The 13,998-nt window shown below is 72.8% G+C and carries 9 protein-coding genes; 6 read left to right on the plus strand and 3 right to left on the minus strand.

Annotated features, from left to right (window positions below):
* Positions 1-50: 50 nt before the first annotated feature.
* Complete coding sequence (locus QOM21_RS28460; RefSeq protein ID WP_407553837.1) at positions 51-1,706, minus strand: PucR family transcriptional regulator; 1,656 nt, start codon at positions 1,704-1,706, stop codon at positions 51-53.
* Between the two features lie 273 nt (positions 1,707-1,979).
* Positions 1,980-3,023 carry a LacI family DNA-binding transcriptional regulator gene (locus QOM21_RS28465; RefSeq protein WP_407553838.1) on the minus strand — a complete coding sequence of 348 codons (1,044 nt, stop codon included), beginning with the start codon at positions 3,021-3,023 and terminating at the stop codon, positions 1,980-1,982.
* A gap of 140 nt (positions 3,024-3,163) precedes the next feature.
* On the opposite strand from QOM21_RS28465, the gene QOM21_RS28470 reads away from it, so the two are divergent.
* The 3 genes from QOM21_RS28470 (at position 3,164) to QOM21_RS28480 (ending at position 7,025) form a co-directional block, all read left to right on the plus strand.
* On the plus strand, positions 3,164-4,291 hold the full coding sequence (locus QOM21_RS28470) for a glycoside hydrolase family 16 protein (RefSeq protein WP_407553839.1): 1,128 nt from the start codon (positions 3,164-3,166) through the stop codon (positions 4,289-4,291).
* Positions 4,288-5,490 carry a beta-1,3-glucanase family protein gene (locus tag QOM21_RS28475; RefSeq protein ID WP_407553840.1) on the plus strand — a complete coding sequence of 401 codons (1,203 nt, stop codon included), beginning with the start codon at positions 4,288-4,290 and terminating at the stop codon, positions 5,488-5,490. Before QOM21_RS28470 ends, QOM21_RS28475 begins: the two co-directional genes overlap by 4 nt.
* A gap of 125 nt (positions 5,491-5,615) precedes the next feature.
* Positions 5,616-7,025: an MFS transporter gene (locus tag QOM21_RS28480; protein ID WP_407553841.1), complete on the plus strand. Its 1,410-nt coding sequence runs from the start codon at positions 5,616-5,618 to the stop codon at positions 7,023-7,025.
* Here the strand turns inward: QOM21_RS28480 and QOM21_RS28485 are convergent.
* Positions 7,022-8,827 (minus strand): glycoside hydrolase family 15 protein, encoded by a 1,806-nt coding sequence (locus QOM21_RS28485; protein WP_407553842.1) that lies wholly within the window; start codon positions 8,825-8,827, stop codon positions 7,022-7,024. The genes QOM21_RS28480 and QOM21_RS28485 overlap by 4 nt on opposite strands.
* Before the next feature lie 418 nt (positions 8,828-9,245).
* Between QOM21_RS28485 and QOM21_RS28490 the strand changes: the two genes are divergently transcribed.
* The 3 genes from QOM21_RS28490 (at position 9,246) to QOM21_RS28500 (ending at position 13,987) form a co-directional block, all read left to right on the plus strand.
* On the plus strand, positions 9,246-10,901 hold the full coding sequence (locus tag QOM21_RS28490; RefSeq protein WP_407553843.1) for a CTP synthase: 1,656 nt from the start codon (positions 9,246-9,248) through the stop codon (positions 10,899-10,901).
* Between the two features lie 91 nt (positions 10,902-10,992).
* Positions 10,993-11,619, plus strand: coding sequence for an NUDIX domain-containing protein (locus QOM21_RS28495; RefSeq protein WP_407553844.1), 627 nt, complete (start codon positions 10,993-10,995; stop codon positions 11,617-11,619).
* Between the two features lie 175 nt (positions 11,620-11,794).
* On the plus strand, positions 11,795-13,987 hold the full coding sequence (locus QOM21_RS28500) for a tetratricopeptide repeat protein (RefSeq protein WP_407553845.1): 2,193 nt from the start codon (positions 11,795-11,797) through the stop codon (positions 13,985-13,987).
* Positions 13,988-13,998: the final 11 nt, after the last annotated feature.

The following is a 13,998-nucleotide window of genomic DNA, read 5'->3' on the forward strand; positions in this document are numbered from 1 at the left end:
GCGGGCGGTGCGGCCTGCCACCCGCTGCGCCGCTCCCTCGTCCCCCTGCGCTACGGCTTGTCCGCGGGCCGGTTGCCCGTGTGCCGGCGGGCGCGCAGGGCCAGTCGCAGGCCCAGGACCGTCTGCGGGTCCTCCAGGTCCGTCGCGAGGAGCTGGCCGATACGGGCCAGGCGGTCGTACAGCGTCTGCCGGTTCACGTTGAGGTCACGGGCGGTCTCGGCCTTGCGGCCGGCGCTCGCCAGATACGCCTCCAGCGTCGGCAGCAGCGGCTGGCGCGCGCCCCGGTCATGAGCGAGCAGCGGGCCGATGGCGCGCTCCACGAAGTCCGCCAGGACCCCCTGCTCGCCGTGTTCGCGCATCCGCCAGAGCAGCAGCTCGATGTCCAGCCGGCGCGCGTCGTACCAGGTCTGTTCCGGCAGCCCCTGCGCCGCGGCCGCCGCCTCCTCCGCATGGCGCAGCCCGGGCCCGGCCGCGGCCCAATCGCCCTTCGTGCCCACGACCACCACGGGCCGGTGCGCGGACGGCCGGTCGACGCCCGCCCGTACGACGCCCGCGCGCAGCGCCTCGGCGATGCGGTCCGCGACGGCGTCCCGGTCCTGCCCCGCGCGCAGTGCCACCAGCACCGGGACCCGCCCTTCCACGGGCCGTACGCCGAGCAGGACGGGCACCCCGGTGGCGGCGAGTTCCTCGCGCAACGTCTGCGCGAGGAGTGCCCAACTGCCGGGAGTGGGCAGCCCGGTGGGCAGCCGCATGACCACCGGGAACACGGGCGCCTCCGGCCCGGGACGGAAGCCCAGCAGGCGTGCCTGGCCCGGTGCCTCGGCCGCGGAGATCCGGCCCTCCGCCAGATCGGCGAGGAAGTCCCCCCGTCCCCGGGCGGCGAGCACCTCTTCCTGACGGGACTGCAGCATGACCACGGCCAGCAGGTCGGCGGCGCGTTCGGCGGCGATCCGGTGGACCTGCGCCACGGGGGTGTTGACGGGCAGCAGGACCAGACGGGCGCGCACCGCGTCGGGGCCGTGGCCGCCGCCGGGCACGTCGATGCGGACGCCGGTGTCGCGGAGACCCTCCCAGGCCAGCAGGGGATCGGCGTCCGCGGGACCTCCGCTGTCGTCGTCGCCGTCGGGTCCCGCCGCGTACAGCGGGCTGCCGTCGGGGGCCTCCAGGCACAGCGGATTACCGGTGAAGACGGCCAGCAGGCGGAGCACCTCGGGAGCGCCGCCGCCGCGCAGCAGGACGTCCGTGCAGCGGCGCAGGATCTCGTCGGCCCGCCGCAGCAGCAGGTAGTGGCTGTTGATGATCTCGGTGTGGATCGCCTCGGTCACCGTGACGTAGGGGACCTCGCGGTGCAGCTGGATCAGCGGCAGCCCGCAGTCGCGTGCGCTGTCGACCATTGCCGAGGGCAGCGCTTCGAAACGAGAACCCAGCTCCACGACGAGAGCAGCGATCTCGCGGTCGGCGAGCTTGCGGATGAAGGCGCGCTGCTCGGAGGGCCGCGCGCCCAGTCCGAGGCCGGTGGTCAGCAGCAGTTCGCCGCCCTTGAGCAGCGAGGCGATGTGCGGGACCTCGCCGGCGTGCACCCAGCGCACCGCCCGGTCCAGACGGTCCTCACCGGCCACCACCTCCGGCAGGCCCCGACGCAGCGCGGGCAGCTCCAGTGCCCTGCGTACCGTGATCTCGGCTTCGATTTTCGCTTCCGGCCCCATGGCGTCGAACGGTACCCGCACTCCGCTATCCGGAACGCCCAGGTCCGCCTCCGGCACCGGGGCGTGGCACGGGCGAGCGGTGCGCGGAAGGGACGTGGGCCGGGCGGAACGGGTGCGGTGGTGGGGGACCGGGCCGGGTGGGCGACAGGCAGGGCGGGAAGCGGCGCCCTGCCCTACGGTCGCGGCGCCCGGCCGTACGGCCCGCCGCGCCCGCCGCGCCCGGCCGTACGGTCCGCGGCGCCGGCCCCCCCCCGGCTCCCTCGCCCGGCCCCCTCACCCCGACTCCCGCACCACCAGCTTCGCTTCGGTGATCACCGGTGCGAGGTCCTCGTCGTCCGTCTTCCGCGGGCCCAGCCGGCGGAGCAGCAGCCGGGCCATCACCCGGCCCATCTCCTCGACGTCCTGCCGCACCGTGGTCAGCGGCGGGTCGGCCCAGGCCGCCGGCTCCAGGTCGTCGTAACCGACGATCGCCACCTCGTCGGGCACCCGCCTCCCACGGGCCCGCAGGGTGCGCAGCGCGCCGTTCGCCATCAGGTCGGAACAGGCGAAGACCGCGTCCAGATCCGGCGCCGAGTCCAGGAGTTCGGCCATCGCGCGCTCGCCGCCGCTCGCGGTGAACCCGCCGTCCGCGATCAGCCGCGGGTCCGGCTCGGCGGTGCCGAGCGCGTCACGGTAGCCGTCGAGGCGGTCGAGGGCGGACGTCTGGTCGAGCGGGCCGGTGATGACGGCGATCCGGCGCCGGCCGCGGCCGAGGAGATGACGTACGGCCTGACGTGCGCCGTCGCGGTTGTCGGTGTCGACATAGAGCGGGCGGGGCGCACGGTCGGCGCCCGTCCAGCCGGGCCGGCCTCCGTAGACCGTGGGCAGCCCGGCGCTCTCGGCCATGCCGGGCAGCGGGTCGTCGCGGTGCAGCGAGAACATCAGGGCACCGTCGACGTGCCCGGCCGACAGATAGCGGCCGATCCGGTCGTAGTCGGCGCGGTGCTCGACGAACAGCAGCAGCAACTGCATGTCGGCGGCGGCCAGTTCGCGGCTGATGCCGCGCAGCTGGCGACCGAAGAAGGGGTCGGAGAAGACCCTGGTCTCCGGCTCCGCGATGATCACCGCGATCGCGCCGGTACGGCGGGTGACCAGCGAACGGGCCGCGCTGTTGGGTACGTACCCCAGCGCGGTCACCGACTGCCGGACCCGCTCCCGGACCGCGGCCCGTACGCCCGCACCCCCGTTGACCACGCGGGACACCGTCGCACGGGACACCCCGGCATGCGCCGCGACCGCCTCCAGCGTCGGTCGTGGGCCGTTCGGTTCAGACACCATCCAACTCCTTTTTCCACGCGGTGACTTGACGGTGCGCCGTCGAGTCGGCAGGGTGCACTGCACACGATATGAGAGCGCTCTCACAACGTGTACCCCCAAGAACTCCTCACGACCCCCCACCGTGCCGAGGAGAGAATGTCATGAGCATGAGACTGAGTAGGAGAACGCGGACGAGAGCAGTGTTCTTCGCCGCGAGCACAGCACTCGTCACGACCTGCGCCCTCACCCTTCCGACGGCTTCGGCCGAGGAACCGGCCCCCCGGGCGGGGCAGTCGACCACCGACCGGCACTCCGCCGACGACCGGACGACCCCCCGGGCCCTCCAGGAAGTCTGGCGCACCGACTTCGACGGCGCCGCCGGATCGGGTCCCTCCGCCGACGACTGGATCATCGACACCGGCACCGGCTATCCCGGCGGCCCCGCCAACTGGGGTACCGGTGAACGCCAGACCTACACCGACCGCCCCGAGAACCTCCAGCTCGACGGGGACGGCCACCTGAAGATCACGGCGCTCGAGTCCGGCGGTGCCTGGACCTCGGGCCGCATCGAGTCCCGGCGCACCGACTTCGCGGCCCCGGCCGGCGGCAAAATCCGTATCGAGGCGGGCATCCGGATGCCCGACGTCTCCGGTGACGCCGCGCTTGGCTACTGGCCGGCGTTCTGGACGCTGGGCGCCGAGTACCGGGGCAACTACTGGAACTGGCCGGGCATCGGCGAGTTCGACATCATGGAGAACGTCAACGGCATCAACAAGGTCTGGGGCGTGCTGCACTGCGGCGTCAACCCCGGCGGGCCGTGCAACGAGACGCAGGGCAAGGGGAACTCCCGCGACTGCCCGGACACCGCCTGCCAGGCCGGCTTCCACACCTACGCGCTGGAGCTCGACCGCACCGACAGCGCCGCGGAATCGCTGAGCTGGTTTGTCGACGGCCAGAAGTTCCACACCGTCAACTCCTCGGAGATGGACGCCGCCTCCTGGGCGAACGCGACCCACCACGGGCACTTCCTGCTGCTCAACCTGGCGATGGGCGGGGCCTTCCCGGACGGCGTGGCCGGCTCGGCCACCCCCACCGATGCCACCGAGCCCGGCGGCTCGCTGCTCGTCGACCATGTCGCCGTCTCCGTCGAGCAGCCCGCGAAGGCCGCCGACGCCACCCGAGGCCGACACTCCGCGACTGCCCGGTCCGCCCCGGCCGCCCTGCCCCATCGGTCCGCCCGGACCGCCCCCACCGCCCAGCGCCCCGCCCCGCAAGGAGCCACCTCGTGATCACTCGTCGCAGCCTGCTCGGCGGCCTCGCCGCCGGCGCCGCCACCGCCTCCGGAATCGCCCTGGCCGGCCGTGCCATCGGAGCCCCCGCGCCGGCCGGCCGGGCCGTCGCGGGCATGCCGCTGCACCTCGTCAACAACTCCGGCGCGTACGCCAACTCCTCGGTCTGGGTCTACATCGTCGGCAACGACGGCACCCGGCAGGTACGTGTCACCCCCGAGGGGGAACTCAAGCCCGTCGCCCTGGCCGACAACGGCTCGGACGGCTTCACCGACTACGCCATACCGCTCGCCGCGAGCGGCACCACGACCCTCCAACTGCCCCGGATGTCCGGCCGGATCTACACCGCGCTCGGCAGCAAGCTCAAGTTCAAGGCGGTCGAGGACGGCAACGGCAAGGCCGCGCTCGCCTATCCGGCGGGCTGGGTGGCCGGCGACCCCAACTACGACGTCCTGCACGACTGCGCCGAGTTCACCTACAACTCCGGTGGCATGTACTGCAACACCACCATGGTGGACATGTTCAGCGTCCCGCTGGCGATCAAGCTCACCGGCGCGAAGGACCAGACCACCGGCACGCTCAAGGACGGCGCCCGCGCCAAGGTCTTCGCCGACGTCAAGGGCGCCGAGGGGTTCGACGCGCTGGTCATCGACGACAAGCGCATCATCGCCCCGGGACACGGCCTCGACAGCGGCCTCTTCGGCAAGGACCACTTCGCCCCGGCGATCGACGAGGCGTGGTCCGCCTACGAATCCAAGGACCTGTCCGTCACCACCAACGCGGGCACCTTCACCGGCCGGGTCAGCGGCGGCAAACTCGCCTTCACCGGCCCCCAAGGCCTAAAGGGCCAGGGAGGTGCCCCCACCGGTTCGGTCTCCTTCGACAAGCCCTCCACCCGGGACGTCCTCTTCTGCGACGGCACGCTCGCTGCACCCAACGACGGCACGCTCGGCCCGGTCGCCGCCATCCTGGGCGCCGCCCTCAACCGCTCCACGCTCGCCTCCGACGCCGCCCAGCCCGGCACCGACCCCGCCGCCTTCTACCAGGCGCAGCTGACCAACCACTACGCCAAGGCCATGCACGCGGCGACCCAGGACGGCAAGGCGTACGGCTTTGCCTTCGACGACGTCGCGGGGTTCGCCTCGTACATCGAGGACGGGGCGCCCAAGGAGATCACCCTGACGCTGACCCCGTTCTGACCGGCCCGCCGCCACCTCCCGGGGTGGCGGCTCGTGCGGTAGCGGACTCACGGCCGCTCCCGCGCCCCGTGACGCGGCCGGAAATGCGGCGACGCGCCCCGGTCCCCGCTTCTACGCTGAGCCGCATGTCAGGTACCGCACAAGCCCGCAAGGACCCTGACGACGGCGGGAGACCGCACATCGGGACGCCTCAGGACCCGGACCGTGCCACCGTTGCCGCAGTGCAGCGCCGCACGCTCCGGGTCCTGGTGTCCGCGCAGGTCGTCGCGGGTATCGGTATGGGCTCGATGCTCTCGTCGGGGGCGCTGCTCGTCGCGAGGCTCACCGGTTCCGAGGCCCTCGCGGGCCTCGCCACCACCTCCGTCACCCTCGGCGCCGCGCTGCTCGGCATCCCGCTCGCCGCGCTCTCCCGGTGCCGGGGCAGGCGGGCGGGCCTCGGTGCGGGCTGGCTGCTGGCCGCCGCCGGTTCGCTGGCGGTGCTCGTCGCCGCGCACCTCGGCTGGTTCCTCCTGGTCCTCGCCGGGACCCTGCTCATCGGATCCGGTACCGCCGCCAATCTGCAATCCCGTTACGCCGCCGCCGACCTCGCCGAGGACGCCCACCGGGCGCGTGCCCTGTCCCTGGTGGTGTGGTCCACGACGGTCGGCAGCGTCATCGGGCCCAACCTCAGCGGCCCGGGGGAACCGGTCGCACGCGCCCTGGGGCTGCCCGAGGAGGCGGGCACCTTCGTCTTCTCCGTCGGAGCCTTCCTGGCCGGCGCGGCGCTGATCTGGTTCCTGCTGCGACCGGACCCGCTGCGCCTGGCGGCCGCGCGGGCGGGCGCACGCGTCCCGGCCGGCGCCACGGAACCCGCCGCACCCTTCCGCACGCGGATCGTCGCCGCCGTGCGGCACGTCCGCACCTCGCGGCCGGCGCTGCTCGGCCTGTCCGCCGTCGTCCTCGGCCATGCCGTGATGGTGTCGGTGATGACCATGACGCCGCTGCATCTCACCCACCACGGTGCCGCGTTGAGCGCCGTCGGCTTCAGCATCAGCCTGCACATCGCCGGGATGTACGCGCTGTCGCCGCTCGTCGGATGGCTCACCGACCGGCTGGGCCGGGTCCGCGTGATCCTCGCCGGCCAGGCGGTCCAGGTCTGCGCCGCCGTCACCGCGGGCACCGCGGGCGGCGCGCCGTGGGGTGTCGCCACCGGTCTGTTCCTGCTGGGCCTGGGCTGGTCCTGCGCCACGGTGGCCGGCTCGACGCTGCTGACGGAGTCCACCGCGGCCGCGCACCGCTCCGAGGTGCAGGGGCTCACCGACACCCTGATGAATCTCGCGGGCGCCGCCGGTGGCGCGGCGGCCGGCGGCATCGTCGCACTGATCGGCTTCGGCGGCCTCAACGCCGCCGTCACCGTCCTGCTTCTCCCGGTCACCGCCCTCGCGCTCGCGCCAGGCACACGCACGCGGGCCGGGCATGACCGTCGTCGAGCACGGCCGGGGGGCGCGGCCGGGGCGGACGCGGAGTCCGCCGACCGGCCCGGCCCGCCGGTCTAGCCGCCGTACGCCCCGCTCGCCGTCAGCCGCAGTGCCGTATCGATCAGCGGGACGTGGCTGAACGCCTGCGGGAAGTTGCCCACCTGGCGCTTGAGCTTGGGGTCCCACTCCTCCGCGAGCAGACCCAGGTCGTTGCGGAGCGAGAGCAGCTTCTCGAAGAGCTTGCGGGCCTCCTCGACGCGCCCGATCATCGCCAGGTCGTCGGCGAGCCAGAACGAGCACGCCAGGAAAGCGCCCTCCTCGCCCTCCAGGCCGTCCACGCCGAGGTCGTCCGCGCCGGACGTCGGGTAGCGCAGCACGAAGCCGTCCTCGGTGGCCAGCTCCCGCTGGATGGCCTCGATCGTGCCGATGACGCGCTTGTCGTCCGGAGGCAGGAAGCCCATCTGCGGGATCAGCAGCAGCGAGGCGTCCAGCTCCTGCGAGCCGTAGGACTGGGTGAAGGTGTTCCGCTCCTTGTCGTACCCCTTCTCGCAGACGTCCCGGTGGATGGTCTCGCGCAGGTCCTTCCACCGCTCCAGCGGACCGTCCACGTCCCCGGACTCGATCAGCTTGACCGTGCGGTCCACCGCGACCCAGGTCATCACCTTGGAGTGCACGAAGTGGCGGCGCGGACCGCGGACCTCCCAGATCCCCTCGTCCGGCTCGTCCCAGTGCTGCTCGACCCAGCGGATCAGCTTCAGCTGCAGCACCGAGGCGTAGTCGTTACGGGCCAGACCCGTCATGTGCGCCAGGTGCAGGGCCTCGGTGACCTCGCCGTAGACGTCCAGCTGAAGCTGGCCCGCGGCGCCGTTGCCGACGCGTACCGGCTGTGAATTCTCGTATCCCGGAAGCCAGTTGAGTTCGTTCTCGCCCAACTCGCGCTCACCGGCGATGCCGTACATGATCTGCAGGTTCTCCGGGTCGCCGGCCACCGCCCGCAGCAGCCACTCGCGCCATGCCCGCGCCTCTTCGCGGTAGCCGGTGCGCAGCAGCGACGACAGGGTGATCGCGGCGTCCCGCAGCCAGGTGAAGCGGTAGTCCCAGTTGCGGACACCGCCCACGCACTCGGGCAGCGAGGTCGTCGGCGCCGCCACGATCCCGCCGGTCGGCGCGTAGGTCAGCGCCTTGAGCGTGATCAGCGAGCGCACCACCGCGTCCCGGTAGGGACCGTGGTACGTGCAGTGCTCGACCCATTCGCGCCAGAAGTCCTCGGTGGCCTCCAGCGACGCCTCGGGCTCCGCCAGCGCCGGCGGCTGGTGGTGCGAGGGCTGCCAGCTGATCGTGAAGGCGATCCGGTCGCCCGGCCGGACCGTGAAGTCGGAGTACGTCGTCAGGTCCTTGCCGTAGGTGTCCACCGAGGTGTCCAGCCAGACCGAGTCCGGTCCCGCGACCGCGACCGTGCGGCCGTCCACCTTGTGGACCCACGGCACGACCCAGCCGTAGGAGAACCGCATCCGCAGCGCGGAGGTCATCTGGACGCGCCCGCTGACCCCTTCCACGATGCGGATCACCTGCGGCGCGCCGTCACGGGGCGGCATGAAGTCGATGACCCGCACCGTTCCGCGCGGTGTGTCCCATTCCGACTCCAGCACGAGCGAATCGCCCCGGTAGCGGCGGCGGTCGGCGGGCGGCGGCTTGCCCTCGGGGCCGTGCGCGGGCCCCATTCGCCAGAATCCGTGTTCCTCGGTGCCCAGCAGCCCGGCGAAGACCGCCGGCGAGTCGAAGCGGGGGAGGCACAGCCAGTCGACCGTGCCGTCCCGGCACACTAGGGCGGCGGTCTGCATATCGCCGATGAGTGCGTAGTCCTCGATGCGCCCGGCCACGTGCCTCTCCCGTCGAACTGGAGTGACGCCCCCCACGGGACGTGTGATGTATCCGTCCTGCCCATGAAACGTCGCCGAGCAGCGGGACCGGAAATCGGGGCGGGGGTGGTGCCTTCCCGGACGGCTCGATTGCGAGTGTCCGAGCAGGATACGACGCACACGGATGATCTGCGTGACCCTCGCGTCGAGTGGGGTGGTCCGAACGGGTGGCCTGTGTCACGTGAGAGTCCGGGTGCGTGGCCGGGAGCGACCATGCCAGGTCGCTGATAGCCTGGTACCCCGTGGACCGGTGGGACCCCAGAGCTGTCACGGCAGATGTCACGGCACCCCCGAACCGCAGCGAAGGCACCCCTGAAACTCCAGGTCGGCGCCGCATCGCACCTCTCCACCTCGCGACCACGGGAGTTCCCTCTTGGCCATGCCGCCCAAATCCACGACGACCAAGCACCTCTTCGTCACCGGGGGCGTCGCCTCCTCGCTCGGCAAGGGGCTCACGGCCTCCAGCCTGGGCGCGCTCCTGAAGGCGCGCGGCCTGCGGGTCACGATGCAGAAGCTCGACCCCTACCTCAACGTCGACCCCGGAACGATGAACCCGTTCCAGCACGGTGAGGTCTTCGTCACCAACGACGGCGCCGAGACCGACCTGGACATCGGCCACTACGAGCGGTTCCTCGACGTCGACCTCGACGGCTCCGCGAACGTGACCACCGGCCAGGTCTACAACACCGTGATCGCCAAGGAGCGGCGCGGCGAGTACCTCGGCGACACCGTGCAGGTCATCCCGCACATCACCAACGAGATCAAGCACCGCATCCGGCGGATGGCGACCGACGACGTCGACGTCGTCATCACCGAGGTGGGCGGCACGGTCGGCGACATCGAGTCGCTGCCGTTCCTGGAGACCGTCCGCCAGGTCCGCCACGAGGTCGGCCGGGACAACGTCTTCGTCGTGCACATCTCGCTGCTCCCGTACATCGGCCCGTCCGGTGAGCTGAAGACCAAGCCGACGCAGCACTCGGTCGCGGCGCTGCGCAACATCGGTATCCAGCCCGACGCGATCGTGCTGCGCGCAGACCGCGAGGTCCCCACCGCCATCAAGCGCAAGATCTCGCTGATGTGCGACGTGGACGAGGCCGCCGTCATCGCCTGCCCCGACGCGCCGTCGATCTACGACATCCCCAAGGTCGTGCACGCCGAGGGCCTGGACGCCTACGTCGTGCGCAAGCTGGACCTGCCGTTCCGCGACGTGGACTGGACCCAGTGGGCCGACCTGCTGGACCGCGTCCACAACCCCGACCACGAGGTCAAGGTCGCGCTGGTCGGCAAGTACATCGACCTGCCGGACGCCTACCTCTCGGTCACCGAGGCGCTGCGGGCCGGCGGCTTCGCGAACAAGACCCGCGTGAAGCTGAAGTGGGTGACCTCCGACGACTGCAAGACCCCGGCGGGGGCCGCCGAGCAGCTCGCCGACTGCGACGCCGTCTGCATCCCCGGAGGCTTCGGCGACCGCGGTGTCGACGGCAAGGTCGGCGCGATCACCTACGCCCGCGAGAACAAGCTGCCGCTGCTCGGCCTGTGCCTGGGCCTGCAGTGCGTGGTCATCGAGGCGGCCCGCAACCTGGCCGGCATCGAGGGCGCGAACTCCACCGAGTTCGACCCGGCGGCGGCCGACCCGGTCATCTCCACGATGGCCGAGCAGATGGACATCGTCGCCGGCGAGGGCGACATGGGTGGCACGATGCGGCTGGGCATGTACCCCGCCAAGCTCGCCGAGGGCTCGATCGTCCGTGAGGTCTACGACGACCAGCCGTACGTCGAGGAGCGCCACCGCCACCGCTACGAGGTCAACAACGCCTACCGCGGTGAGCTGGAGAAGAAGGCCGGTCTGCTGTTCTCCGGCACCTCCCCGGACAACAAGCTCGTCGAGTACGTCGAGTACCCGCGCGAGGCGCACCCCTACCTGGTCGCCACCCAGGCGCACCCGGAGCTGCGCTCCCGCCCGACCCGCCCGCACCCGCTCTTCGCGGGCCTGGTCAAGGCGGCCGTCGCCCGCAAGACGGGTGCCGGGAAGTAAGGCACGGCACGACGGATACGGTTGCCGGGGTACGGCCTCTTCGAGGTCGTACCCCGGTTTCTGCGTTGAGGCTCACCAAGGAGGACGCCGCATGGCGATCAAGGACACCCCCGAGGAGTGGACGGTCACCGCGACCACGACGCCGTTCACCGGGAAGAAGACCAGCGTGCGCACCGACGAGGTCGTCATGCCGGACGGATCCACCGTCACCCGCGACTACCAGGTGCACCCCGGTTCCGTGGCGGTCCTCGCCCTGGACGACGACGGCAACGTACTGGTGCTGTGCCAGTACCGTCACCCGGTGCGCCAGAGGCTCTGGGAGATCCCGGCCGGACTGCTCGACGTCCCCGGCGAGAACCCGCTGCACGCCGCGCAGCGCGAGCTGTACGAGGAGGCGCACGTCAAGGCCGAGGACTGGCGGGTGCTGACCGACGTCTACACCACCCCCGGTGGCTGTGACGAGGCCGTACGGATCTTCCTCGCCCGCGGCCTCTCCACGGCCGAGGGGGAGCGCTTCGAGGTCTTCGAGGAGGAAGCAGACATGGAGCTCGCGCGGGTCCCGCAGGCCGAGCTGGTCCGCGGTGTGCTCGCCGGCGAGCTGCACAACAACTGCCTCGTCGTCGGCGTCCTCGCGCTGACCGCCGCCCAGGGCGGCGAGGGGCTGGACGCGCTGCGCCCGGCCGAGGCGCCGTGGCCGGCCCGCCCCTTCGAGAGCTGATCCGACCGGTCGCTCCGCCGGCCCTCGCCTTCCGGTCCGATGATCTGCTGATCCGATCGAGTGACTCAACCGCCCTGCTCAGCACGGCTTGTGACGGGGTGTGAACTACCCTCGGTCGCATCCCCGTCCGCGTCCGCGGCGGGCTCGTACGCGCAGGTGGACGGGAGCGTGGCCGGTGACGGATCAGGCGGTGGGCGGGGGGCACCTCCCGCCGGAGACGGCGGGGCGGCCCGCCACGGCGGCGCGCGATCTGCAGGCGTCACCACCCCGCCAGGACGGCGTCGCCGGCGGCCCGCCGAGTCGCCGCGGCGCCCCTGAGGGGACCGCCCCGGGGGCTCCCGCCGCGCCTCCGGCGTCCCGTTTCGCCGGCCGGCGCCGGGAGCTCAAGGCGCTCCGCGCCGACATCGCGCGCACCGGTCTGGACACCCTCTCCGGCCGCAGGGGAGCCCGCAGCCGCGTCCTGCTCATCGCGGGCCGCCCCGGGGCCGGCCGTACGGCCCTCGCCGAGGAGCTGCTGCGCGAACTCGCGGACGACTACCCCGACGGTGTGCTGCGGGCCGTGCTGACCGCGCCGGGCGGCGGTGCGGTCGGCACCGACCGCACCGCCCGTGAGCTGCTCACCGCCCTCGGTGTCGACTCCCCGCCGGGCGCGACCGAGGACGAGCTGACGGAGAGCCTGCGGGCCGCACTCGCCGATCGCCGCGCACTGCTCTTCCTGGACGACGCACCGGGCGCCGAGCAGGTCGAGGCGCTGCTCCCGGACGCCCCGGACTGCCTGGTGGTGGTGGTCTCCCAAGGGCCCCTGACCGGCATCCCCGATGTGCGCCCCTGCACCGTCGGCGGTCTGGACAGCGCGGCGTGCGTGGAGATCCTCGCCCGGTTCGCGGGGCCGACCCGCATCACCGTCGACCCGCGGATCGCGGAGGCCGTAGCCGAGGAGTGCGGCGGACAGCCCGCAGCCCTGGTGCTGGCCGGCGGCTGGCTCGCCGTCCGGCCCAAGGCGTCGATCTCCGACCTGCGCAACGAACTGCACGGCGTCCCGCTGCCCGAGGACCTGCCGAGGGGACTCCGCCCGCTCTACCGGGCCTTCCGGCTCGCCTACGCCGCGCTGCCGCCGCCGGCCGCGCGGATACTGCGGCTGCTCACGCTGGCCCCGGGCGGTCTGATCGACCCGCACATCGCGTCCGCGCTGGCCGGCTGCTCGGTCGCCGCAGCGACGACGATGCTGCAGGACTTCGTCGCCCTGGGCCTGCTGCGGCCGGTCCCCGACGAGGAGGCCGGAGCCGACGGCGTGGCGGCCTCCTCGCCGGGGGCGCACGGTTCCGGCAGCGTGCCGCATCCGCGCTATCAACTGCCCAGCTGCCTCGGCCCGTTGGCACGGGAGCTGCTCCAGGAGCACGAGCGGCCCGCGGACATCCAGCTGGCCCGGGCCCGGATGCTGGAGCGCACCGTGCGCCTGCTCCTGTCCTGCCGCGCCATGGGCGAGCCGGTCGATTCCCCCGCGCGGCAGAAGGTCGCCGGGCTGCCGCGCTCGTTGCGCTTCCCGTCCGAGGACGCCGCCGCGAGCTGGCTGCGCAGCCGCCGCGACGCGCTGCTCGACGCCGCCAGGGTCGCCGTCGCGGACGGTGAACTCGACACCCTGGACCGGCGGTTGATGGCCGCGCTGACCCGGACGTTGCTCGCCCACCTGGGCGCGCAGGCGGCCGCGCCGGACCTCTACGCGCTGCACGGACTCGTCCTGGAAGTGGCCCGGCGGCGCGACCTGCCGCACGAGAAAGCGGCCGCACTGCTCAACCTCGCCGACCTCGACGGCCAGTGCGGACGCACGGAGGAGGCGCTCACCCGCTACCGCGGAGCGCTGGAGGCCGCCCGCTCGGTGAAGGACCCGGTCGCCACCGGCCGGGCGCTGGAGTCGCTCGGCGGTACGTACTCCGAGCTGGGCGACTGGCAGCGGGCGGCCGACTGGTACGGCCGGGCGCTTGAGCTGCGGCTGGCCCGCGGGGAGAGCGCCGACGCCGCGCGGCTGCACGGGCGGATCGGCGGCGCGCACACCTACGCGGGCCGGTGGGGCGACGCGCTGAAGGAGTGGCGGGCCGCCGCCCGGACGTACCGCAGGCTCGGCGACGTGGCGGGGCAGGCGCGTGCGACCGGCGAGGTGGCACGGGTCCAGGAGTACGCGGGCCGGCCCGAGGAGGCCCTGCGGACCTGCATGGAGGCCCTCGAAACCGCCCGCAGCGCGGGTGACGGACGTCTCGAAGCGGCACTCCAGCTTCGGATTGCGGACACCCTCGAACGGCTCGGCGACCCAGCAGCGGCACGGCTCCATCGGGCCGTGGGAGAGCGACTTCTCGAAGATCACCCTCTGTGACCTACGAAATC

The organism is Streptomyces sp. Pv4-95 (genome assembly GCF_045782725.1).
GTDB lineage: Bacteria > Actinomycetota > Actinomycetes > Streptomycetales > Streptomycetaceae > Streptomyces.